Origin of the sequence: Flavobacterium sp. SH_e (assembly GCF_025717045.1) — a bacterium.
GTDB lineage: Bacteria > Bacteroidota > Bacteroidia > Flavobacteriales > Flavobacteriaceae > Flavobacterium.
Map to the genome: position 1 here is coordinate 470,271 of NZ_JAOVZN010000001.1, position 21,588 is coordinate 491,858.

Consider the following 21,588-nt stretch of genomic DNA (forward strand, 5'->3'; position numbering starts at 1 on the left):
AAATGGCAGCAGCAATACAAGCAGACGACGATTTAGTAGAATACGGTTACCGACGAGTGATCATTACAATTACAGCTGTACTTTGTGCATTACTGGAAATTGTTGATACAACGATTGTAAACGTAGCTCTAACAGACATGCGCGGAAGTCTTGGTGCTACCTTGACCGATGTGGCGTGGGTTATTACAGCATATGCAATTGCGAATGTTATTGTAATTCCGATGACGAGCTGGCTATCACAGCAATTTGGACGACGTAATTACTTTGTGGCTTCGATCATAATTTTTACAGTCTGCTCCTTTTTGTGTGGTAACGCCACAAATATATGGGAACTTGTAGCGTTCCGATTCGTACAAGGTATGGGTGGTGGAGCGTTACTTGTAACAGCACAAACGATTATTACAGAAAGTTACCCCGTTGCAAAACGTGGAATGGCACAGGCTATTTACGGAATGGGTGTAATTGTAGGACCAACTCTTGGACCGCCTTTAGGAGGTTATTTGGTTGATAATTATTCTTGGCCGTATATTTTCTACATTAATATTCCGTTGGGAATTATCGCTACAATTTTGGCTTTAACATTTGTTAGAAGTCCGAAATATGGAGAAAAATTGAAAGCAAATCAGGTTGACTGGTGGGGAATTATCTTGTTGAGCACTTTTATTGGTTCTTTACAATTCGTACTAGAACATGGACAGCAAGACGACTGGTTTAACGATTCTTTAATCGTAACCTTAAGTGTCGTAACAGTTTTAGGATTGGTTTTATTTATCTGGAGAGAGCTTACTTATAAATACCCAATCGTAAACTTAAGTGTTTTAAAAGATGGAAACTTAAGAATTGGAACCATAATGTGTTTTATTCTTGGTTTTGGTCTCTACGGTTCAACATTGATTATCCCAATTTACACGCAATCTATTTTAGGATGGACAGCAACAGATGCCGGTTTATTATTGATTCCAGGATCTATTACAACGGCGATCATGATGCCATTTGTTGGTAATATGATTCAGAAAGGTGTGCCTCAAGGGTATATGGTTGGAGTAGGATTTTTAATTTTCTTCTTCTTTACCTTCATGATGTACAGCCGAATGACACCAGATACTGGAGTTGAACATATGTATTGGCCTTTAATTTTGAGAGGAATTGGTTTAGGATTGCTTTTCGTTCCTATTACAACGCTTTCTCTTTCTACTTTGAAAGGAAAACAAATTGGTGAAGGAGCTGCTTTTACAGGAATGATGCGTCAGTTAGGCGGATCTTTTGGTATCGCGATCATTACAACTTTCATCACACGTTTCAGCCAGTCGCACCGAGTAGATTTGATTAATAATCTAGATCCTGCCAAATTTGAAGTGCAGCAGCGAATTGCAGGAATGCAGCACGCCTTTATGGCAAAAGGATATAGTGCCGATGTCGCTTTGAAAAAAGCTTATCAAGCCATAGAATATTCAGTAATGAAACAAAGTACTGTAATGGCTTATATGGATATTTTCCTTTATTTAGGAATAATGTTTTTATGTTGCATACCGATTATTCTCTTTATCAAAAAAGGGAAGAACAAAATTAGTGCAGCCGACGCAATGCATTAATAATAATAGATTTATAATACGCAGAAACGCCGAATTCATCATTTAGAATTCGGCGTTTATTTTTTCTGTTTAACCGCAAAGACGCAAAGATTTTATTTCTAAGAGTCGATAAAAACGCAAAGTTCGCAAAGCTTTGTGTAAAACCTTTGCGAACTTTGCGTAAACCTTGCCCCTTTGCGGTTAAAAAACTTAGTACCTTAGCATCTTAAAAAGTTACCTTGTAAAAACCAAGTGATTTCCTTTTGAAAGATTCGCATCAAACTGATATCCTTCGTAATTAAAACCTTTTAAATCGTCAATAGTTTCTGCATTAGTATCAATAATATAACGCACCATCATACCTCTAGCCTTTTTGGCAAAGAAACTGATCATTTTTAATTTTCCGTCTTTATAATCTTTAAAATCTGGAGTGATTACAGGAACTTTCAAAGCTTTTACATCAACAGCAGAAAAATATTCGTTACTCGCCAAATTCACGAATAATTCGTCTTTTTTTAATTCTTTATTTAAAGCTTTAGTAACTGTAGGTTTCCAAAATTCATGTAAATTTTTAGATTCGGCAACTGGCATTTTAGTTCCCATTTCTAAACGGTACGCCTGTATTAAATCTAATGGTTTTAAAAGTCCATAAAGTCCAGATAAGATTCTTAATTTATCTTGCAGAACATCCAATTTTTCTAACGGAATTGTATAAGCATCTAATCCTGTATAAACGTCACCATCAAAAGTATAAACTGCCGGACGCGCATTTTCTGGCGTAAAAGGTGTTTTCCAATCCTGATTACGTTTCCAATTTAAATCGGCTAGTTTGTCTGAGATAGACATTAGTTCTGATAATTCAGAAGGCTTTTTTTGTTTAACCACTTTGTGAACCACTCTTGCTTCTTTTAAGAATGAAGGCTCAGTATATTGAGATGTTGGTAATTCTTTTTCGAAATTCAGTGATTTCGCTGGAGATATAACAATTTTCATGTGTGCATTTTTCTATGATTCAAAAATACAAATTGAAATTCTAAAAATTATTGTTTGCAATTGATTTGTCTGATAACGTCATAAATGTTTTTTCTAGCCACGAATTACACAAAAATCAATGCAACAAAATGTGAAATTGTTCAAAAAAGTGTGCCATAGATTATAAAAGGCATTTTCTATGTTGTAAATTTGCATGCATTTTATTTCTACTTAAATTTAAAATGCACTTTTATTCAAAAATTGAATTCGTGGCTATACAAACAAACTATAAATCTGCTTTACAAAACAAAATCTTCGATATTATTTCGAAAGCTTCTCAGGAATTAAACGTTGACTCTTATGTGATCGGCGGATTTGTTCGTGACTTGCTTCTAAACCGAGGTTCAAAAAAAGATATTGATGTAGTTGCTGTTGGAAGCGGCATCGAATTAGCCCTAAAAGTTTCTGATTTACTTCCGAACAAACCAAAAGTTCAAGTTTTTAAAACTTACGGAACTGCCATGCTTCGTTTTGAAGACACCGATATTGAATTTGTTGGCGCACGAAAAGAATCGTATAATCGTGATAGCCGAAATCCGATTGTGGAAAACGGAACTTTGCAAGACGATCAAAATCGTCGGGATTTTACAATCAATGCATTGGCTTTATCCTTAAACGAAAACAATTTTGGAGATCTTTTAGATCCTTTTAACGGATTAACCGATTTAGAAAACAAAACAATCAAAACGCCTTTGGATCCAGATATTACTTATTCTGATGATCCTTTGCGAATGTTGCGCGCGATTCGTTTTGCTACTCAATTGAATTTCGAAATTGAAGAAAATTCATTGAATGCCATCACAAAAAATGCAGATCGCATCAAAATTATTTCGGGCGAAAGAATCGTTGATGAATTAAACAAAATTCTTTCTACAGATAAACCTTCAACTGGATTTTTGCTTTTATACAAAACTGGACTTTTAGATTTAATCTTACCAGAATTAACAGCTTTAAATCAGGTGGAAGAAATTGAAGGTCATACACATAAAAACAATTTTTATCACACGCTGGAAGTTGTCGATAACATTTGTCCAAACACAGATGATGTTTGGTTGCGTTGGGCGGCTTTATTGCATGATATTGGAAAAGCGCCAACAAAACGTTTCACCAAAAAACAAGGCTGGACTTTTCACGGACATGAATTCTTGGGTGGAAAAATGGCAAAGAAAATCTTCGAGCGTTTGCATATGCCTTTAAACCATAAAATGAAATTCGTTCAGAAAATGGTTATTATGAGTTCTCGTCCAATTGTTTTGGCACAGGATATTGTGACTGACAGCGCCGTTCGCCGTTTGGTTTTTGACGCTGGCGAAGATGTAGAAAGTTTAATGACTCTGTGTGAAGCGGATATTACGACCAAGAATCCATCAAAATTCAAGAAATATCATAAAAACTTTGAGATCGTTCGCAAGAAAATTGTTGAAGTTGAAGAGCGCGATCATGTTCGTAATTTCCAACCGCCAATTTCTGGGGAAGAAATTATGGAAATGTTCGATTTGAAGCCTTCTCGTGAAATTGGTATTTTGAAAGAAGCTGTAAAAGAAGCTATTTTAGAAGGAGATATTCCAAATGAATATCAAGCTGCTTATGATTTTGTGATTAAAAGAGCAAAGAAATTAAATCTAACACCTAAGAAGTAATGGATTTTTTAGGTGGCTTTTTTTTAGTAACATTTATTTTAATAATTTTTTACTCAAATTTTATATTTTTTAAAGAGCTAAAAAAGGCCGAAAAAAAACATTTTAAACATAAATTATTCTACTTACTAATATCTATTTTTTCTCCTTGCTTTATAGTTTTCATTATCGCAGCTATACTAACTAGTCCTGCTTTAATTGAAATGTCAGATTTAAAAATTAACATTAGTAACAACATCAATAGATTGATTTTTGGAAGTTCAATATTAATAACAAGTATTTTAATAAATCTATATATAGCAAAATTCTATTTAAAAAGAATTTCAAATACCAAAAAAGAAAACGAAATCGAATTAATCGGAAAAGAATGAAAAAAGAGAATAAATCAGTAATCATTTGGTTACTATCGGGTTGTGTTTTATTATTTTTAATGGTTGTCGTGGGCGGAATCACGCGTTTAACCAATTCAGGTTTATCAATGACCGACTGGCATTTGGTAACCGACACATTCCCGCCTTTAACAGAAGCAAAATGGCAGGCCGCTTTTGATGAATACAAGAAATTTCCAGAGTACCAAAAAATAAATATTCACAACGATTTTCAATTGGCTGATTATAAATTCATTTATTTCTGGGAATGGTTTCACCGTTTTATCGGGCGTATTATTGGTTTAGTTTTCTTTGTTCCGTTTGTTTACTTTTTAGCTAAAAAGCGATTAGATACAGATACAATCAAAAAATGTGTCGTTCTTTTGGCAATGGGAGCTTTCCAAGGTTTCTTAGGTTGGTTTATGGTAAGAAGCGGATTAATTGACAATCCAGATGTGAGCCATTTCAGACTTTCTTTACACTTAACTTTTGCCTTCATTACTTTTGCATATACACTTTGGGTTGCATTAGATTTAATTTATCCAGAAAGAAACATCAATAAAATTTTGCCTCTTCGCAAAATTGCGCGTTTTGCTTTAGTCGCTTTATTAATCCAAATTATTTATGGCGGATTTGTAGCAGGTTTAAATGCAGGACTAATTCATAATCACTGGCCTTTAATGAGCGACGGAGAATTTATTCACGAATCGGTTTTTATTGAGCAATCTTCTTTGATCAAAAATTTAATTGAAGGAAAAAGTGGTGTTCAGTTTGTACACAGAACTTTTGCTTATGTTGTTGTGGTAATTATTCTTTTTCTTTTCTTCAAAAGCAAAAAATATTCACTTACACGCACACAGGCAAACGGAATCAATACTTTGGTTGTTTTTGTTTTTATTCAATTCTTGCTTGGAGTATTCACATTATTATACAGCGTTCCTTTGGCTTTAGGATTAATTCACCAAATTATGGCGTTTTTCCTTTTAAGCGCTATGACGTTTACATTGCACCGACTAAGCAAATAAAATATAAATATATAAAAAGAGGCTGTCTCAAAAGGACAGCTTTTTTTATTGGATTGAATATTTATAAAATTTATTTTATCTGTAAAAACCCCAGCGGGGTGAAATATTTATAGAATTACATAAGACAAATATGTCGCTCCTCCGGAGCTTTATGTTGTAAACATTTATATTTTGCTATAAATATTTCGCTTCTCTGAAGCTTACAAAAAAGCTATCCTCTTGAGATAGCTTTCTTATTATGATATCGATTTTAATCCAAAAGATTAAAATCTGCTGAATTTCTATTTTTATTTGGATTTTTATCCCAACCAAGCTTTAAAATCTTGTACTTTTTCTCGGCTTACAATGACCTCATCTTCTTTATAAGTTGGAAGAATAACTTTAAGTCGAGAATTAGTATAAACCTGAATTTCTTTGATTGCTTTTAACGGAACAATAAATTTTCTGCTTACGCGAAAAAAATCCTTTTTGTCAATTTCTTGTTCTAAAATTTCCAGAGTCGAATCGATCAAATAATCACGATTGTCGTAGGTATGAATGTAAGTTCCTTTGTTTTCACTAAAGAAACATTCGATTTCTTCTGTTGTAATTACTTTTAAGTGTTGCCCAATTTTAACTGTAAACCTCTTTTTATATGTTTTTTCAAAAGGATTTGACAGCATTTGGCGAATCTGCTCAAAATCTAACTGCATATTCGTAGATTCTGAAGCTGCTTTTGGCAGACGAGATTTGAATTTTGATACCGCTGTTTCCAGATCATCTTCATCAATTGGTTTTAAAAGATAATCGATACTATTTAGTTTAAATGCTTTTAAAGCATATTCGTCATAAGCAGTTGTAAAAATGATCGCGCTTTTAATATCTATCTTTTCAAAAATTTCAAACGACAAACCATCTGATAATTGAATATCCAGAAAAATTAAATCGGGATGCGAGTTGTTTTCAAACCATTGAACCGCTTCTTCGACAGAATGAAGCATGGTTTCTACCTTTACATCTAACTTTTCAAGTTTTCTTTGCAGCAATCTTGCAGCTGGTTTTTCGTCTTCTATAATTAATGTGATCATTTACTTTATTGTAAAATTTAGAAAAAATAGTATTTCAAATTTACTCCCATTTATTTTTATTTGCGGCGTCTTTCTCCATATATTTTTGAATTTTCTTTTGCTCCCAGTCATCACTAAAAAACAAAGTAGAACCAAAAACAGATAATCCGTGAGCTACCAAACCAATTCCCCAAAAGAAAGCAGTTGAATAGGTATGCCATTCTGATAACCCGCTGAAATCAATTCCTTCAGTTAAATGATCTCTACTTAAACTAGAAACAATAATAATCACATTTACAATGATATAAACTTTCAAATGCGAATAAAATCCTTTTATCTTTTTTACTTTTTTGTATGCTGCATTGTAACTCTCATCTTCTGTATATTCACCAGAATGCTGTTTTGCATATTCCTCGTACATATGTCTTCTAAAACGTCCCATGTTTTTATTTTTTAAATAATTATTGCCACTTGTTTTTATTCTGTTTTTCCTTTTCCATAAACTCTTTGATTTTTCTTTCTTCCCATTCTTTACCCATTCCTGGAAAAACTTCAAAGACTTTTAATCCGTGAAAAATTACACCAACTCCCCACCATAATAATGGCCAAAAGAACCATAAATAGCTTGGCGATGTATATAAATTTATAAAAATCAATATTGCATTTACTAATATGAAAGCAACTAGATTTCCATAAAATCCTTTAATATTTTCGACTTTTTTTCTAGCCTGAATATATCTTTCTTCTTCGCTTAAATTCCTTTCCATGATTATTCCCATTTTTGTTTTTTATATTTTTTTTCTAAAATGCTTTTTAATTTGCGTTGTTCCCATTCTTGTCCAAAAATCTTATAAGAAGCAAACAAATCGATTGCCGAACCTACAATTACAGCCGACCAAATAATTACAACTACCCAATTGATATATTTTATTGGAAAAAATTGCAGTGGCAGATTAGTATATTCTTTTAAAAGAAAAAGAATCAGTGCAATGGCATAAATGAACAAATGTTTGTAAAAAGATTTTAGCTGAATCACTTTTTTACTGGCCAATTCTTGCAATATTACTTGTTCCTGATCGTTACTCAAATTTGTTTCCATGATTACTTTCTAATCGTTGCTTGTTTTCTTTTTCTAGAATTTCCTGAATCTTTTTTTGTTCCCATTTTTTATTGAAAAAAGGTGGAAAACTAAAAACCTTCAATCCGTGCAAAACAATTGCTACACCCCAACCCATTACAGACCATATCCACCAAAGGTATTCTGGAGAAGTCATATAATTTACAACAATTACAATCGGATTACATAAAACGTACACAGTCAAATGCTCATAAAATCCTCTGATTTCTTTGACTCTTTTTTGAGCATCATAATAGCGATCTGCTTCTAAGAAATCTTTTTCCATTATTTCCACGTTTTTTGTTTGTTATCTTTCTCTAAAATTTCTCGAATTTTTCTTTCTTCCCAATCAGAACTATATCCAAAAACTTTAAAAGCATGCATAGCAACTCCAAATCCCCATCCTAAAGCAGAAAACCAAAACCATTGAAATCCTGGTGAAAATTTTAGATTTATAAAAATCAAAAACGGAATCACACAACAGTATGAAATTATATTTCCGTAAAAACCTTTTAGTTCTTCTACTCTTTTTTTGGCTCTATAATAAGCTTTTGCTTCATCGGTATATTCTGTACTCATTTCCATAACCGTAATTTGTTTAGTTAAAATTGGAATCTTAACGGTGAAATTTTTTTCATCCTGTTCAATCTTCACTTTTCTATCCGTAATAATTCCGTATCTGTTTACAATGTTTTGCAACCCGACACCTTGTCTGTCCTGCAAGACTTCTTTTTTCTGAAGATCATTTTGAATCGCCAAATAATCTTTATCAATAAAAATTCTAATATGAAGTGGTTTTTGTTCGCTCACTATATTGTGCTTCACTGTATTTTCAAGTAAAAGCTGTAAAGAAAGCGGAACCACTTTGGCTTCTGGATTTATGTTTTCTGTTGGCAATTCGTAAAACAAACTATTTTCGAAACGCATTTTCAACAAATTCATATACGTTTTTGCAAATGACAATTCATCTTCAACAGAAACCAATTCTTTGTCTTTCTGTTCTAAAACATATCTGTAAATTTTAGATAATGAAGTAGTAAAACGCTGCGCATTATCCGGATTTTCCTCTATTAAAGAACTAAGAACATTTAAACTATTAAAAAGAAAATGCGGGTCGATCTGGTTTTTTAAACTTTCGAATTTGGCACTTGCCGTTCCCGCAATAATTTTTTGTTGTATAACTTTGTTTTCCTGATATAATCTGTAAAAATGCAATGCATGAAATGCAAGCAGAATTATAAAAGTGATAATTGAGTTTTCTACATAGGTAGAAACTTCTTCGTTGGCAATAAAACTTAATAAAGAATGTCTCTCGATAACCACATTGGTAAAAACTCTGAGTATGAAGACTACAAAAAGTGAAATTATAAACGAACTTATAAATCCGATAAAAATTCTCTTGTTTGAAAATCTGTTTTCTTTAAAAACTCCATCTAAATAAGTAAATATGGCGGCATTAACAATATACAAAACTACACTGTACAGCATAGTGTACAAAAAAAGCATGTATAGATTTCTATTGAAAATTGCAACTCCGACTGAAGCAAAACGAATCAAGAAGGAGAATAAAAAAATAATTCCACCAATTAAAAACGCCTTAAATAGATTTGGTTTTAAAGTCATTCTTTTTTTTAAATTAGATTATTTACAAGTTTTTTGAATTTCTAACGCTCTTTCTAATCCCCATTTTGGAGAATATGGCGTTGCTGGTTTAAAATTATTAAAAAGTTCGATTGATTTGTCAACTTGTGCACATAAAGGTTTTGTATCAACTCCTGTCCATTTTGCTCCTCCTAATTGGTAATCTGCTTCACCGAAAACAGCTCTTGGATTATTTGGATCTAATGCTTTAGCTTTCGCGTAAGCCTCCATCACTTTAGCAGAATATTTCATTCCGTTCGTCATTGGATCAGCCACAACATATCCTGTATAAATTAAAGCTTGCATTACATACAATTCTGAATTGGCTTGGTCTTTTATTAATTCGACATCTAAGGCATCTTGCGCTTTTGTCAATAATAGATCAATTTTTGTTTTGTCTTTTTCTGTAAAAACAGCCGTTGCATTAATTAAGGCTACATAATAATTTGGTAAATAACTGTTTTTTTCAGCGCCAGCGATTCTTTCAAACAAAGCTGAAGCTTCAGTATTTTTTCCTTCTTTCCAAAGTCCAAAAGCTTTGTTCATTCCTTGTTCAAATTGTGTTTGTGCAGATAATAAACTGCAAATAAATAACGTAATAACTGTGATAATTTTGGTCATGATTTCTTTGTTTTTAAAGTTACTAAGGTTTTGATATTCTGAGTTTTTTTGTTGATGATTAAAACTCTTTTTTAGGTTCAAAGGTTCTGAGTTGCAAAGGGACAAAGGCTTGATTTTCTTATAATTAAAATTAAAAAAACTTTGAACCTTTATCTCTTTGCTTCTCTGTTCCTTTTATTTATACTTCAAAAGTATGTCGGTTTTTATTCTTTTAAAACTAAATGATACTGAGTTGTTGATTTTGGTTACTGAATTGTTTTTTTTCTTGAGGTTCAAAGGTTCAGAGTTACAAAGGGACAAAGGTTTTCTTGAGATTAAGAGAAACAAAGGCTGAAAGAGGCCGGTTTATTTATATTGTTTTTTTTCCATTCAACGAAAATCTCTGAACCTCTGTCCCTTTGAACCTCTGCACCTAAAAAACTACAAGTTTTTTAATTGATTCTCATTTTTATTCTGACTAATCGTCCAGAAGAAACCTACGAAGAAGAATCTATCTGCTGTTGGCACTACGGCTTGTCTTTGATACACTCCGCTTGCGTCTGGTGTTTTGGCGTAATCATATCCGAAGATATTTTGAGTTCCTAAAAGATTTGAAACTGAGAAATAAAGGATTTTTTGTGTTGTTAATAAATATGCCCAGTTGAAACTCAAACTATTGTATGATTTTGTTTTTCCGTTCATGAATTGCGTTTGGTTTGGATCGTTGTACGGGCGTCCTGTGCTGAAACTATTTGTAAAACCAACTTGTGATTTCCAGTCTGTAATAAAATATTTGGTTACAATAGACAAACTATGATTAGCAATAAAATTTGGAGTTGCCATGTTTGGAAAGTTTTTATATTGTCTTTCTGAATCGATGTAAGAATAAGAAATCCAATATTCTAAGTTTTTGTACAAATTGCTGTCTCTCCAAAGCAAATCAAAACCTTTTGCATAACCTGATCCGTTGTTATTAAAAACCGAATTGTACTGAATATCTCTGGTATCGTACTGAACTAAATTTCTATAATCTTTATAATAAAGTTCTGTTCTCAGCAATTGTCCCGGTTTTGTAAACGTGTAATTCAAAATATAATGTTGCGCTTTTTCACTTTCAAACTGATGGTATTTAGAATATTTGATATAATCTACAACAGGCGTTTGAGAGAAATCTCCATAAGCAAAAGAAAACTGGCTGCTTTTTGAAAGTTTATATCCTAATGAAGCTCTTGGTGCAATATTGTTTTCGTTTAATAAACTATTATTAGAATATCTTAAACCAACTTTTAAAGCTAAGTTTTTAGAAAATGAAATATCTCCTTCTGTGTAAGCTGCAAAAATGTTAGAATCGTAACCGTTTGCAATATCAAGAGAAACATTGTCAACTATATCTTCATTGTATTTTGTAATGAAATAATCTGTTCCGAAAGACAATCTAAAATAGTTTGAAAATTTCTTGCTTAACTTTAATTTCAATTGTGCCGCATTTTCTACACTTTTAACTCCCGTAATATCATATTTCAACTTATTATTGCTGTAACCGTAACTAACTCCAGAAGTTAACGTCCAACCTGATGCAAAACTTCCTTTGTAAGAGGAATTCAAATAGAAGTTATTATTGTTCATATCTGTTCTAATAGGATTTTCGAAATTGACATTCTTCTGATTTAAATCAAATCTTTCTGAATCGAATGAAGCATACAATTTGAAAACTCCGTTTGTGAATTTATATCTATAAACCGTTTCACCTCCAAGCGATTGATAAGGATTATTCCAATCTACATTTTGCGGAATCACAGCTTGATATGGTGCTAAATTCACGTACATCATATTTACGCTTAAAGTACTTTTTTTAAATTTTTGCGTATTTCCTACGCTCAAACCCACAGTCATAAAACCTAAATCTGTTTTTTCATGATCTTCGTCATCTTGTGTATTCAAAAGCAAAACACTTGACAAAGCTTCACCATATTCTGCAGAATACCCCCCTGTAGAAAAAGCAATTCCGCTAAACAAGAAAGGCGAAAATCTGCTTCGAGTTGGTAAATTATTTGTAGTTGCACCGTATGGTTGTGCTACACGAATTCCGTCAACAAAAGTTTGAGTTTCGCTAGCTTCTCCTCCACGCACAAACAAACGTCCGTCTTCACCTACTGTCTGCGTTCCTGGCAAAGTCTGCAAAGCTGCCACAATATTTCCTGCAGAACCTGCTGTAGTTACAATATCTAAAGGTTTTAAAACAGAAACTCTAGCTTTTTCTCCAGATTCTAAAGTTCCCGCCGTAATGACAACTGCATCTAAAGCATTAACATTTTCTCTTAATTTTACAGTTTGGTCTTTATAATTGGTAACATCAATTTCTTGTTTGAAAGTTTCAAAAAGCAAAAAACTAATCACTAAAAATTTATTTCCAGTTTCAGTAGTTTCAAAAGAAAACTCTCCTGTTTCAGAGCTTGTTGCTCCGTCATAAGTTCCATCTATATAAATATTTGCACCTGCAACTGGTTTTCCTTTTTGGTCAACTACTTTTCCTGAAATCGTATTTTGAGCAAAAATTAAAGCTGTAAAAAATAAAAAGCTAACTGTAAAAAATAATTTGGTTTTCATATCCGTTTTGGTTTTTGATGAAGCAAATGTATTTTAACAATTCATGTTAAAAAATATATAATAACCCAATTGTAGAATTTCGAGGATGAGTTGTAAATGACTAATTTGTATCTTAGCTATGAATTCCAAAAAAATACCATTTATGTCAGAAAGTAAAAGAATTTCGAATCTATATCAATCCATTTACAATGGAAATCCTTGGCTTGAAGTCAATTTAGCCAGCACCCTAAAAAATGTAACAGCAGAACAGGCTTACAAAAAAGCAAACCCTAATCTTAATACGATTTGGGAAATTGTGAATCATTTGATACAATGGAGAAGAAATATTTTAGAACGTATGCAGGGAGAAGTGATCATAACTCCTGATCATAACTATTTTGTTCCAGTTATAGATCCATCAGAAGTGGCTTGGGAACAATCGCTTCAAACACTAGCAAAAACTCAAGAATCGTGGAATGCTTTTTTTGAGAATTTTAATGACGAAGATTTAGCTAAAATTTATGTAAATAACGGTCATACTTATTACGAACACATTCACGGAATTATTCAGCACGATGTTTATCATTTAGGACAGATTGTTATTTTGAAGAAATTGCTTTAAAAATTTTATATGATTGATGAAACATTAGATTATCAATGGCGAAAGGTTAAAAATGGAAAATCTTTTTTAGCTATTGTAAATCTTGAAATCACCCAAAATGACAATCAAAATGAAATTATAGAAGAATATACAGGTGAAGGCTGGATTGGAATGGGTTATTTTGCAAGTATTCCTGAAAAAGACGAACCTGGAAAAGCACGCTTCTCTGACTGGCGAAAAGCTGTTATAAAAGGATTAGAATTTGTTTTTTCTAAAACTGAAACCAAATGGACCGTTAAAGTAAAAAAAGTCGAAGGCCTTCTTATTACTGATACAAATCCAACTATTGTAGGTTATATCACAATTTTATCCTTTTGCAAACAGGCCAATATAGAATTAGATTCTAATCTTATTCAAAAAATTGAGGATTTCACCTATAAAAGCTGGGAAGATAAAAACTATGAAAAGATTCCAAATTTTATGAATTTAGAATATGAAGATCACTCTATTTTTTAATTAATAAAAAATAAGGTTTTCCACAAATATTTAATTGTAAACTAAAAACTATTCTGTCATGAAAAAATCTCTATTCTTACTCTTTTTTTTAACAGTTAGTGCTATCGGCTTTTCACAAGAAACCGAAGTGAAATACGATGAAGCTTTAGCCAAATCACTTCACGCCGACGAATACGGAATGAAAAAATATGTTTTTTGTCTTCTAAAATCAGGAAGCAACACAACCGCTTCTAAAGAAGAAACTAAAAAACTTTTTGAAGGACACATGGCTAATATTGGAAAACTAGCCAAAGAAGGAAAACTGGTTGTTGCTGGCCCTTTCATGAAAAATGATAGAAATTATCGAGGCATTTATGTTTTTAATGTCGAAACAATAGAAGAAGCAAGAGCTCTTGTCGCTACCGATCCAGCAATAAAAGCTAATTTACTCGAAGCCGAATTAACGCCTTGGTATTGCACCGCTGCTTTGCAGGAAACTGTAAAAATACACGACAAAATTGCCAAGACGAAAATGTAAAATATGAAAACAGAAAAAGAAAAAATGATCTCTGGCGAATATTACAATGCCTTTGATCCTGAATTAGTAAAAGGACGCCGAAATGCTAAAAATTTACTGCACACTTTAAACGTAAAAGAATACAGAGTTACCAAAAAAGCAAAAGAAATTTTAAAAGAATTGATTCCAAATGCTGGAGCTGGTTTTTATATTGAACCTCCTTTTCATTGCGATTATGGTTACAATATTTTTGCTGGTGAAAATGTTTATTTTAATGTGAATTGCGTGGTTTTGGACTGTGCGCCAGTAACTATCGGATCAAATGTATTTATTGCGCCAAATGTTCAAATTTACACCGCTTCTCATCCGCTTGACGCTGAATTAAGAAAAACATTAGAAAATGCGTATCCAGTTACAATTGGAGACGATTGCTGGGTTGGCGGAAATTCTGTTATCTGTCCTGGAGTGACAATAGGAAAAGGTTGTGTTATCGGCGCTGGATCTGTAGTTACAAAAGATATTCCAGACAATTCACTTGCTGTTGGAAATCCTGCGAAAGTTATTCGAAAATTAAATCAAGAATCTGAATCAAAATCATAATGCTTACTCTAAATAAAATTCATCATATTGCCATTTTATGTTCCGATTACGAAAAATCGAAATATTTCTATACTCAGATTTTAGGTTTAACCATAATTAGAGAAATCTATCGCGAAGAACGTCAATCTTATAAATTGGATTTGGCTTTGAATGGCACTTATGTTGTTGAATTATTCTCCTTTCCAAATCCGCCGCAAAGACCTTCAAGACCAGAAGCGGTTGGTTTGCGTCATTTGGCTTTTGAAGTTATAAATTTGGAAGAAACTATTGCTTTTTTAACTTCAAAAAATATAGAATCAGAACCAATTAGAATTGATGAAACTACTGAAAAGCGTTTCACTTTTATTGCAGATCCAGATTTGTTGCCGATTGAGTTTTATGAGAGATAAGGTTTATATAGGGACAAAGGCACAGAGTTGCAAAGCTTTTCCTTAGGTTAAAGAATATAAGGCATAGTTTGTCATTCGACGAAGGAGAAATCACACTAGAAACTCGGCAAAGATTGGCGCTTTACTTTGCGGAATCCCGCGTGCGATTTCTCCTTCGTCGAAATGACATAAAATGAGAAAAACTTTGTGCCTTAGTACCTTCGTGGCAAAACAACACAACGAAAGATTTTTCCTGTTTATATCCATTTTAACACACTAAAATGGAGATTTCCTAGAAAAAACCGAATTTGATGCTTAATTTTGTAATCCGCAGAAAAAAAATGCGGAATTCTCAAACTTATAATGATGAACAAAACGGCGCAAATCAAAAAAAATCATCAATTCATTAAATTCCGAAAATTAGTTATTGTTTCTATTTTAATTGGCTTTCTTTCTGCCTTTCTCGGAATTTCACTAAAAAAAATAACCGAATATTACGAAGAGATTTTCTTTCACGAAGTATCAGTTCATCCCGTATTTTATATCATATTTCCAGTTTTCGGTTTATCGGTAATTTATTTCTTAAGGCAATATCTTTTCAAGAAAAAAGAAAATAAAGGAATCAAAGAAGTTTTTGAAAGCACCGCATCAAAATCTAAAAACCTTCCTTCTTATAAAATTCCATCACATTTCATAAACGGATTATTAACGGTTATTTTTGGAGGTTCTACGGGAATCGAAGTTTCTACTGTTGTAGCAACAGCAACTATTGGTTCGGTTGCACACGAAAAAGAGAATGTTTTCCGTCAATACAAAACAGAATTAATCTGTGCGGGAGTTGCAGCGGGCGTTACAGCACTTTTCAGCAGTCCAATTGCGGGAGTTTTATTTGCTTTCGAAGTAATTTCAAGAAAAGTAACTCGTGCCTTCATTATTTCAAATTTAATTGCAGTTTCTATTGCTTTTGGTTTATTGACCATTTTAAAAGAAGAACCTTTGTTTGCAGTTTCAATCGTAACTTGGAATTTAAAAGCAATTCCATACTTCATTCTTTTAGGAATTTTAGCTGGAATGAATTCGGTTTACTTAACTAGATGTGTATTGTTTTTTAAATCACAATTTGGTAAAATCAACACACATTATTACAAAATCATTTTAGGATCTGCCGTTTTAAGTCTTTCCTTATTCTTTTTTCCTCAATTGTACGGAGAAGGTTACCACGCCATTAAAGGAATTTTTGGAAATGCGTCTCAAACTCAATTGACTATAACTTTGGCTTTTACATTTATTGGAATTTTAATTCTAAAACCAATTGTTACTTCGATAACATTGGCTTCTGGAGGTGACGGAGGTGTTTTTGCTCCTAGTCTATTCATCGGAGCATTTTTAGGATTATTATTGGCTTCAATCTTAAACAGCTTTTTCCATGTAAATGTAATTCCAGTTAACTTTATGATTATCGGAATGGCTGCTGTTTTGAGTGCGAGTATTCATGCGCCTTTCACAGCGATTTTCTTGGTTTGCGGTTTAACAAACGATTATACTTTGTTTTTCCCAATTCTTGCCGTTTGCCTGATTTCAAAATATACTGCAAAAACAATTTATCCGTACACCGTTTACAGTTATTCTCCAAGCTTAATTAAATAAACTTCAATTTACAGATTTATCAAGTAATAAGAACTTATATACAGCAAAGTATATTTAAAAACATAACGAGCAAAATATAATACCATAATAATGCCAACAGAAAAAATAAAAAGAAGCTATCGCAAAACACGTTACATTCTTTACAAGGAAACTTTAATTGACTATAAAGAACATTTTTGGTCTTTTTTAGGTTCTTTTGTCGGAATTGGGATTCTTTCTTATCTCGAAGCTTCACAATTTGCAGGAAGTGATGTTCTTTTTTTAATTGGTTCTTTTGGTGCGTCGAGTGTTTTGATTTACGGAATTATACAAAGTCCGTTTTCACAGCCAAGAAATTTAATTGGAGGGCATCTTATTTCAGCTTTTATAGGCGTAACGGTAAATAAACTGGTGCCTGATATTGTTTGGATTTCTGCTCCACTTGCCGTTTCTCTTTCCATTATTTTCATGCAGATTACAAAAACACTGCATCCACCTGGGGGTGCGACAGCACTAATTGCAGTTACAGGTTCAGCACAAATAAAAGGTTTGGGGTATATGTATGTTATTTCGCCAGTTCTAGTTGGTGTTTTAATTTTATTTATAATCGCTTTAATTTTTAATAATATTACTTCAAGCAGAAGTTATCCAAGCCATAGTACTTATCACAAACATTATCATAAAATTAGAAAAAGACTGGCGAGAGAGTAAGTTATTTCCACAGCTAGTGTGTCATTTCGACGAAGGAGAAATCACATGCGAGAATCCACACAGATTGGATAATTTGCTTTGCGGAATTTCTAGTGCGATTTCTCCTTCGTCGAAATGACAAACTAACTGAAATCTAGCTTAATAAAATCTTTTCAACAAAACACAATTCAGAATTCGTATTTCGTTTTTTATATTTTACCTTTGACCTCTCAATAAAAACAAAGATTATGGTTTATAAATTTAGAGTTATTCTAGACGCCGAAGAAGATATTTTCAGAGACATTGCAATTCTTGAGGATGATACTCTTGAAGATTTACACAATGCAATCTTCAACTCTTTTGGCTTTGACGGATCAGAAGTGGCTTCATTTTATACTTGTGATGATACTTGGAATCAAGAAGATGAAATTCCGCTTTTCGACACAGGAGATGTTCCTGGCGAAATAAGAACCATGAACGATTATCCGTTATCTAGTATTTTAGACAAACAAAATACAAAGATTATCTACGTTTATGACTTCATCAGTATGTGGACTTTCTTAGTTGAATTGGCTGCAATCGAAGATGAACAAGTTGGAGTTACTTACCCAGAAACTTTGTATTCTCACGGTGAAATGCCAGCAGACGCTATCGAAAAAAACTTTGAAGCTGATGACATGCACGACGATATCTACGGAGAATTTGAAGACGACCTAGACGAAGACGATCTTGACATGTTCGAAGGCGATGACAGCTTCGAAGATTATGGATTTGAGGAAAATTGGAATTAATTTTTGAGGTTCAAAGAGGCATAGGTACAAAGGTCCAGAGGTTTTCTTAAAATCTGACGGTTTTAAAAATGTAATATTTTTCTTTATTTTTATATTTTAATTGTTAAAATATAAAATGAAAACTTTTCGCGACCTTTTAATCTGGCAAAAATCTATGAATCTGGTAACTGAGATTTACCAATTAACAAATTCATTCCCAAAAGAAGAAATTTATGGTCTATCTTCACAAATTAGAAGATGTTCCATTTCAATACCGAGTAATATTGCTGAAGGTTATGGAAGAGATGGAAATAGTGATTATTTGAGATTTCTAAATATTTCTATTTCGTCACTATTTGAAATGCAGACTCAGCTCGAAATTTCATTCAATTTAAAATTTATAACGGAGAACCAATTCAATAAAATTAATGGAGAAAGCAGAGAATTGGAACGAATGTTAAGCGCTTTTATTCGCAGAATAAAAGACAGAAAATAACCTTTGTCCCTTTAAACCTTTGCCACTCTGAACCTATACACAAATGATAAATCTTTTCAATACCCACATCGACACGCTGTCAATACACCGCGTAGGAAACAAAAGCCGTAACGAAGCTATTTTTTTATCAGAGCAGCCATTTAATCTTAATGATGAGATTGTTCCTTTGATAAAAGAATTCTTTTTTAAGCCTTTTAGAGAAAAAGAAGAAAACTATTATCAGTTTGCGCACGAAGTGGACTTGGACTACAACGACATGTTTAAATATGCGACTGAGATTTTTGCTAATCCGTCAAATGTTCATGAAGTTTCAAAAAACATCACAAAGCATTTATTTGAACAATCAAATCACCCGCATATTAAAAATGGTGAGGTTTATGTAACGTATTTGACTAATCTAAGTATTGATAACAATGTTGTTGATGCAATCGGTATTTTTAAAAGCGAGTTGCAAGCTGACTTTTTACAGTTTGAAGAAAATGGAAGCAACCTTGAAATGATTTTACAGCAAGGAATCAACTTGAGTAAATTAGATAAAGGATGTTTGATTTTCAACTATAAAAAAGAAGAAGGATATAAAATTTTAACTGTAGATAGCAACCGTTACGACGCACGTTACTGGTTAGAGCACTTTTTATCTGTTGATGCTTTTGAGGATGAAAATTTCATCACAAAAAAATATTTAAAGTTCTGTCAAAACTTCGCAAAAGATGTTGTTTTGCCAGCAGAAGACAAGAAAGAGGAAGTAATGTTTATGAACCGATCTGTGAATTATTTCGCTAAAAATGATCAGTTTGAAGAGCAGAATTTCTTGAATGAAGTATTAGACAATCCTGATTTGATCCCTGAATTTAAAAACTATAAAGTTGATAAAGGAGAAAAATACAGCATCGAAGATGTTACCTCATTCCCAATTGCCAACGCAGCAGTTTCTGACGCTAGAAAATCGATTAAAAATGTGATTAATTTAGATACTCACATTCAAATAAAAATGGATTTCATCAATCCAGAAAGTGCAGAAAAATTTGTTGAAAAAGGCTGGGATGAAGAAAAACAAATGTATTACTACTTAGTTTACTTCAACAAAGAAGAGAAAAGCTAAGAAGTTTTCATTTTCTATTACTTACTTAATACAAAAAAAGGCAGTTACATTTGTAATTGCCTTTTTTATTTGCTTCAATTCCCTTTAAAATAAAGAGAAAATAGCTTTTAAAATATCATCGTAAACTTGTTTGTCTTTCTCGCCCGCTCTTGCCAAAACTCGAATTCCGGAATAATTGTTAAAGATAAAACGTGCAAGCGATCTGGCTTCTTGTTTGTCTGAAATCTGACCTGATTCCTGCCCTCTTTTTACAGCATTATAGAAAATATCTTCGACCGATTTTTGATTATCGTGAACAATTTTTCCAATTTCAGGATCGTGCATCGCCAATTCAACCGCAGAATTTACCATAAAACAACCTTTTGTAATGTTGTCTTGAAGACTTTCCAAAACAGCTTGCTTGAAAATTTCTGTAATTGTTGTTCTGATATTTTCAGAGTTTTCAAAAAGCTCAATTAAACTTTCCTGATTTTGCTTCTGATAGCGTTTTAAAGATCTCACAAAAAGTTTTTGCTTATCGCCAAAAGTATCGTACAAACTAGAACGGCTTAATCCTAAATGCGTTACCAAATCCTGTGCAGACGTTCCATTGTAACCTTTGTGCCAAAAAATCTCGATTGCTTTCTCTAAAGCCTGATCTTCATTAAATTCTTTCGTTCTAGCCATCGCTTCAAAATTAAATTCATTTCCAAAGATACTAAAAATACGGAACAATCGTTCCTGAATTGGTCAAAAAAATTATAATACTGTATTTACAGTAAGTCCACCGTCAACCACAATTTCAGTTCCTGTAATAAATGAAGAATCGTCTGATGCAAGGAAACTTATTGTTTTAGCTACTTCTGTTGCTTGTCCAAAACGTTTCAATAAAATCTTTTGCCCTAACGCTGCTCCCAAACCTTCGACTTCTTCTTTTTCTAAACCAACTTTACCATATAAAGGTGTTTCGATTGGACCAGGAGAAACTGCATTTACTCTAATTTTTCTTGGTGCCAATTCTGCTGCAAAGATTCTGTTTAATGATAAAACTGCTGCTTTACTTGCTCCATATACACTTGAACCTGGCATTCCTAATTGAGCATTTACTGAAGTATTAAAAATAATAGAACCACCGTCATTTAAAATTGGCAATACTTTTTGAACTGTAAAATAAACTCCTTTTACGTTTACATTCATAATACTGTCATAATGATCTTCTGAAGCTGAATCTACTGGAGCGAAAGCTGCAATTCCTGCATTAAGGAATAAAATATCAACTTTCCCGAATTTTGATTTTACTTCTTCTACTAAATTATCGATTGATTTTAAATCAGATTGATCTGCAACAATTCCAGTAACGTTCAATTCTGTTTCAGCTTTCGCTAAAGCTTCTTTGTTTCTTCCTGTTACAATTACTTTTGCTCCTTTTGATACTAAATCAGCCGCTGCTGCGTATCCAATTCCACTGTTTCCACCTGTCACGATTGCTAATTTGTTTTCTAAATTTTTCATTTTATTTGTTTTTAAGTTATTGATTATTCAATTATTATGATACAAAGATATAATAACGGAACGATCGTTCCGTTATTAATAATGTTAATTTTTAGTTAAAATAAAAAAGGACTTCCTAAAAGCCTTTAATTATAAGGGAAACAACTATTTAACTATAGAGGAAAGAGATTATAAAATGTCGGACATTCTTAATTTATCCTTAATTTTGC

Annotated in this window: 25 protein-coding genes; 14 read left to right on the plus strand and 11 right to left on the minus strand. The window is 32.6% G+C overall.

What is annotated here, in order from left to right; translation table 11 throughout:
- The first annotated feature begins 2 nt into the window (after positions 1-2).
- On the plus strand, positions 3-1,592 hold the full coding sequence (locus OD917_RS02035) for an MDR family MFS transporter (RefSeq protein WP_263521877.1): 1,590 nt from the start codon (positions 3-5) through the stop codon (positions 1,590-1,592).
- A 213-nt stretch (positions 1,593-1,805) separates the two neighbouring features.
- Here the strand turns inward: OD917_RS02035 and yaaA are convergent, their stop codons facing one another.
- Positions 1,806-2,564 (minus strand): peroxide stress protein YaaA, encoded by a 759-nt coding sequence (gene yaaA / locus OD917_RS02040; protein ID WP_263521878.1) that lies wholly within the window; start codon positions 2,562-2,564, stop codon positions 1,806-1,808.
- A gap of 221 nt (positions 2,565-2,785) precedes the next feature.
- On the opposite strand from yaaA, the gene OD917_RS02045 reads away from it, so the two are divergent.
- From OD917_RS02045 to OD917_RS02055, 3 genes are read left to right on the plus strand one after another with little or no spacing between them, the layout of a single operon-like run.
- Positions 2,786-4,243, plus strand: a complete 1,458-nt coding sequence (locus OD917_RS02045) for a CCA tRNA nucleotidyltransferase (RefSeq protein WP_263521879.1) — start codon at positions 2,786-2,788, stop codon at positions 4,241-4,243.
- Positions 4,243-4,611: a hypothetical protein gene (locus OD917_RS02050; RefSeq protein ID WP_263521880.1), complete on the plus strand. Its 369-nt coding sequence runs from the start codon at positions 4,243-4,245 to the stop codon at positions 4,609-4,611. The genes OD917_RS02045 and OD917_RS02050 overlap by 1 nt, the downstream gene beginning before the upstream one ends.
- Complete coding sequence (locus tag OD917_RS02055) at positions 4,608-5,633, plus strand: COX15/CtaA family protein (RefSeq protein WP_263521881.1); 1,026 nt, start codon at positions 4,608-4,610, stop codon at positions 5,631-5,633. The genes OD917_RS02050 and OD917_RS02055 overlap by 4 nt, the downstream gene beginning before the upstream one ends.
- A 299-nt stretch (positions 5,634-5,932) precedes the next feature.
- On the opposite strand, the gene OD917_RS02060 is transcribed toward OD917_RS02055, so the two are convergent.
- From OD917_RS02060 to OD917_RS02095, 8 genes are all read right to left on the minus strand, one after another.
- On the minus strand, positions 5,933-6,700 hold the full coding sequence (locus tag OD917_RS02060) for a LytR/AlgR family response regulator transcription factor (RefSeq protein ID WP_263521882.1): 768 nt from the start codon (positions 6,698-6,700) through the stop codon (positions 5,933-5,935).
- Positions 6,701-6,740: 40 nt separating this feature from the next.
- Positions 6,741-7,121 (minus strand): 2TM domain-containing protein, encoded by a 381-nt coding sequence (locus OD917_RS02065; protein WP_263521883.1) that lies wholly within the window; start codon positions 7,119-7,121, stop codon positions 6,741-6,743.
- 19 nt (positions 7,122-7,140) lie between these two features.
- Entirely contained in the window at positions 7,141-7,446 is a 306-nt protein-coding gene (locus OD917_RS02070; protein ID WP_263521884.1) for a 2TM domain-containing protein, read from the minus strand.
- Positions 7,447-7,448: 2 nt separating this feature from the next.
- Positions 7,449-7,778: a 2TM domain-containing protein gene (locus OD917_RS02075; protein WP_263521885.1), complete on the minus strand. Its 330-nt coding sequence runs from the start codon at positions 7,776-7,778 to the stop codon at positions 7,449-7,451.
- On the minus strand, positions 7,759-8,082 hold the full coding sequence (locus OD917_RS02080; RefSeq protein ID WP_263521886.1) for a 2TM domain-containing protein: 324 nt from the start codon (positions 8,080-8,082) through the stop codon (positions 7,759-7,761). Before OD917_RS02080 ends, OD917_RS02075 begins: the two co-directional genes overlap by 20 nt.
- A complete protein-coding gene (locus tag OD917_RS02085; RefSeq protein WP_263521887.1) occupies positions 8,082-9,419 on the minus strand; it encodes a 2TM domain-containing protein in 1,338 nt (445 codons plus the stop codon). Before OD917_RS02085 ends, OD917_RS02080 begins: the two co-directional genes overlap by 1 nt.
- A gap of 18 nt (positions 9,420-9,437) precedes the next feature.
- A complete protein-coding gene (locus tag OD917_RS02090; protein ID WP_263521888.1) occupies positions 9,438-10,058 on the minus strand; it encodes a hypothetical protein in 621 nt (206 codons plus the stop codon).
- A gap of 420 nt (positions 10,059-10,478) precedes the next feature.
- Complete coding sequence (locus tag OD917_RS02095; protein WP_263521889.1) at positions 10,479-12,644, minus strand: TonB-dependent receptor; 2,166 nt, start codon at positions 12,642-12,644, stop codon at positions 10,479-10,481.
- Positions 12,645-12,786: 142 nt separating this feature from the next.
- On the opposite strand from OD917_RS02095, the gene OD917_RS02100 reads away from it, so the two are divergent.
- From OD917_RS02100 to OD917_RS02145, 10 genes are all read left to right on the plus strand, one after another.
- Complete coding sequence (locus tag OD917_RS02100; protein WP_263521890.1) at positions 12,787-13,245, plus strand: DinB family protein; 459 nt, start codon at positions 12,787-12,789, stop codon at positions 13,243-13,245.
- Positions 13,246-13,254: 9 nt separating this feature from the next.
- Positions 13,255-13,740, plus strand: coding sequence for a hypothetical protein (locus tag OD917_RS02105; RefSeq protein ID WP_263521891.1), 486 nt, complete (start codon positions 13,255-13,257; stop codon positions 13,738-13,740).
- Between the two features lie 58 nt (positions 13,741-13,798).
- Positions 13,799-14,257, plus strand: a complete 459-nt coding sequence (locus tag OD917_RS02110; RefSeq protein WP_263521892.1) for a YciI family protein — start codon at positions 13,799-13,801, stop codon at positions 14,255-14,257.
- A gap of 3 nt (positions 14,258-14,260) precedes the next feature.
- A complete protein-coding gene (locus OD917_RS02115; protein ID WP_263521893.1) occupies positions 14,261-14,836 on the plus strand; it encodes a sugar O-acetyltransferase in 576 nt (191 codons plus the stop codon).
- Complete coding sequence (locus OD917_RS02120) at positions 14,836-15,225, plus strand: VOC family protein (protein WP_263521894.1); 390 nt, start codon at positions 14,836-14,838, stop codon at positions 15,223-15,225. Before OD917_RS02115 ends, OD917_RS02120 begins: the two co-directional genes overlap by 1 nt.
- A gap of 342 nt (positions 15,226-15,567) precedes the next feature.
- Entirely contained in the window at positions 15,568-16,851 is a 1,284-nt protein-coding gene (locus OD917_RS02125; protein ID WP_263521895.1) for a chloride channel protein, read from the plus strand.
- Between the two features lie 90 nt (positions 16,852-16,941).
- Entirely contained in the window at positions 16,942-17,541 is a 600-nt protein-coding gene (locus tag OD917_RS02130) for an HPP family protein (protein WP_263521896.1), read from the plus strand.
- A 227-nt stretch (positions 17,542-17,768) separates the two neighbouring features.
- Positions 17,769-18,311 (plus strand): plasmid pRiA4b ORF-3 family protein, encoded by a 543-nt coding sequence (locus OD917_RS02135; protein ID WP_263521897.1) that lies wholly within the window; start codon positions 17,769-17,771, stop codon positions 18,309-18,311.
- Between the two features lie 115 nt (positions 18,312-18,426).
- Entirely contained in the window at positions 18,427-18,786 is a 360-nt protein-coding gene (locus OD917_RS02140; RefSeq protein WP_263521898.1) for a four helix bundle protein, read from the plus strand.
- 43 nt (positions 18,787-18,829) lie between these two features.
- Entirely contained in the window at positions 18,830-19,888 is a 1,059-nt protein-coding gene (locus OD917_RS02145) for a nucleoid-associated protein (protein ID WP_035647713.1), read from the plus strand.
- Between the two features lie 84 nt (positions 19,889-19,972).
- Here OD917_RS02145 and OD917_RS02150 read toward each other — a convergent pair whose 3' ends face one another.
- Both OD917_RS02150 and OD917_RS02155 read right to left on the minus strand, forming a co-directional pair.
- Positions 19,973-20,554, minus strand: a complete 582-nt coding sequence (locus OD917_RS02150; RefSeq protein WP_263521899.1) for a TetR/AcrR family transcriptional regulator — start codon at positions 20,552-20,554, stop codon at positions 19,973-19,975.
- Between the two features lie 72 nt (positions 20,555-20,626).
- On the minus strand, positions 20,627-21,379 hold the full coding sequence (locus OD917_RS02155; RefSeq protein ID WP_263521900.1) for an SDR family oxidoreductase: 753 nt from the start codon (positions 21,377-21,379) through the stop codon (positions 20,627-20,629).
- Positions 21,380-21,588 lie beyond the last annotated feature (209 nt).

What these genes read in the sequence shown, in the direction of transcription:
- OD917_RS02070 (WP_263521884.1), bottom strand. Translation starts at nt 7,446, where the DNA reads ATGGAAAGGAATTTAAGCGAAGAAGAAAGATATATTCAGGCTAGAAAA.
- OD917_RS02095 (WP_263521889.1), bottom strand. Translation starts at nt 12,644, where the DNA reads ATGAAAACCAAATTATTTTTTACAGTTAGCTTTTTATTTTTTACAGCT.
- OD917_RS02115 (WP_263521893.1), top strand. Translation starts at nt 14,261, where the DNA reads ATGAAAACAGAAAAAGAAAAAATGATCTCTGGCGAATATTACAATGCC.
- OD917_RS02090 (WP_263521888.1), bottom strand. Translation starts at nt 10,058, where the DNA reads ATGACCAAAATTATCACAGTTATTACGTTATTTATTTGCAGTTTATTA.
- OD917_RS02080 (WP_263521886.1), bottom strand. Translation starts at nt 8,082, where the DNA reads ATGGAAAAAGATTTCTTAGAAGCAGATCGCTATTATGATGCTCAAAAA.
- OD917_RS02100 (WP_263521890.1), top strand. Translation starts at nt 12,787, where the DNA reads ATGTCAGAAAGTAAAAGAATTTCGAATCTATATCAATCCATTTACAAT.
- OD917_RS02085 (WP_263521887.1), bottom strand. Translation starts at nt 9,419, where the DNA reads ATGACTTTAAAACCAAATCTATTTAAGGCGTTTTTAATTGGTGGAATT.
- OD917_RS02065 (WP_263521883.1), bottom strand. Translation starts at nt 7,121, where the DNA reads ATGGGACGTTTTAGAAGACATATGTACGAGGAATATGCAAAACAGCAT.
- OD917_RS02145 (WP_035647713.1), top strand. Translation starts at nt 18,830, where the DNA reads ATGATAAATCTTTTCAATACCCACATCGACACGCTGTCAATACACCGC.
- yaaA (WP_263521878.1), bottom strand. Translation starts at nt 2,564, where the DNA reads ATGAAAATTGTTATATCTCCAGCGAAATCACTGAATTTCGAAAAAGAA.
- OD917_RS02130 (WP_263521896.1), top strand. Translation starts at nt 16,942, where the DNA reads ATGCCAACAGAAAAAATAAAAAGAAGCTATCGCAAAACACGTTACATT.
- OD917_RS02110 (WP_263521892.1), top strand. Translation starts at nt 13,799, where the DNA reads ATGAAAAAATCTCTATTCTTACTCTTTTTTTTAACAGTTAGTGCTATC.
- OD917_RS02050 (WP_263521880.1), top strand. Translation starts at nt 4,243, where the DNA reads ATGGATTTTTTAGGTGGCTTTTTTTTAGTAACATTTATTTTAATAATT.
- OD917_RS02125 (WP_263521895.1), top strand. Translation starts at nt 15,568, where the DNA reads ATGATGAACAAAACGGCGCAAATCAAAAAAAATCATCAATTCATTAAA.
- OD917_RS02045 (WP_263521879.1), top strand. Translation starts at nt 2,786, where the DNA reads ATGCACTTTTATTCAAAAATTGAATTCGTGGCTATACAAACAAACTAT.
- OD917_RS02150 (WP_263521899.1), bottom strand. Translation starts at nt 20,554, where the DNA reads ATGGCTAGAACGAAAGAATTTAATGAAGATCAGGCTTTAGAGAAAGCA.
- OD917_RS02035 (WP_263521877.1), top strand. Translation starts at nt 3, where the DNA reads ATGGCAGCAGCAATACAAGCAGACGACGATTTAGTAGAATACGGTTAC.
- OD917_RS02140 (WP_263521898.1), top strand. Translation starts at nt 18,427, where the DNA reads ATGAAAACTTTTCGCGACCTTTTAATCTGGCAAAAATCTATGAATCTG.
- OD917_RS02155 (WP_263521900.1), bottom strand. Translation starts at nt 21,379, where the DNA reads ATGAAAAATTTAGAAAACAAATTAGCAATCGTGACAGGTGGAAACAGT.
- OD917_RS02060 (WP_263521882.1), bottom strand. Translation starts at nt 6,700, where the DNA reads ATGATCACATTAATTATAGAAGACGAAAAACCAGCTGCAAGATTGCTG.
- OD917_RS02135 (WP_263521897.1), top strand. Translation starts at nt 17,769, where the DNA reads ATGGTTTATAAATTTAGAGTTATTCTAGACGCCGAAGAAGATATTTTC.
- OD917_RS02120 (WP_263521894.1), top strand. Translation starts at nt 14,836, where the DNA reads ATGCTTACTCTAAATAAAATTCATCATATTGCCATTTTATGTTCCGAT.
- OD917_RS02055 (WP_263521881.1), top strand. Translation starts at nt 4,608, where the DNA reads ATGAAAAAAGAGAATAAATCAGTAATCATTTGGTTACTATCGGGTTGT.
- OD917_RS02075 (WP_263521885.1), bottom strand. Translation starts at nt 7,778, where the DNA reads ATGGAAACAAATTTGAGTAACGATCAGGAACAAGTAATATTGCAAGAA.
- OD917_RS02105 (WP_263521891.1), top strand. Translation starts at nt 13,255, where the DNA reads ATGATTGATGAAACATTAGATTATCAATGGCGAAAGGTTAAAAATGGA.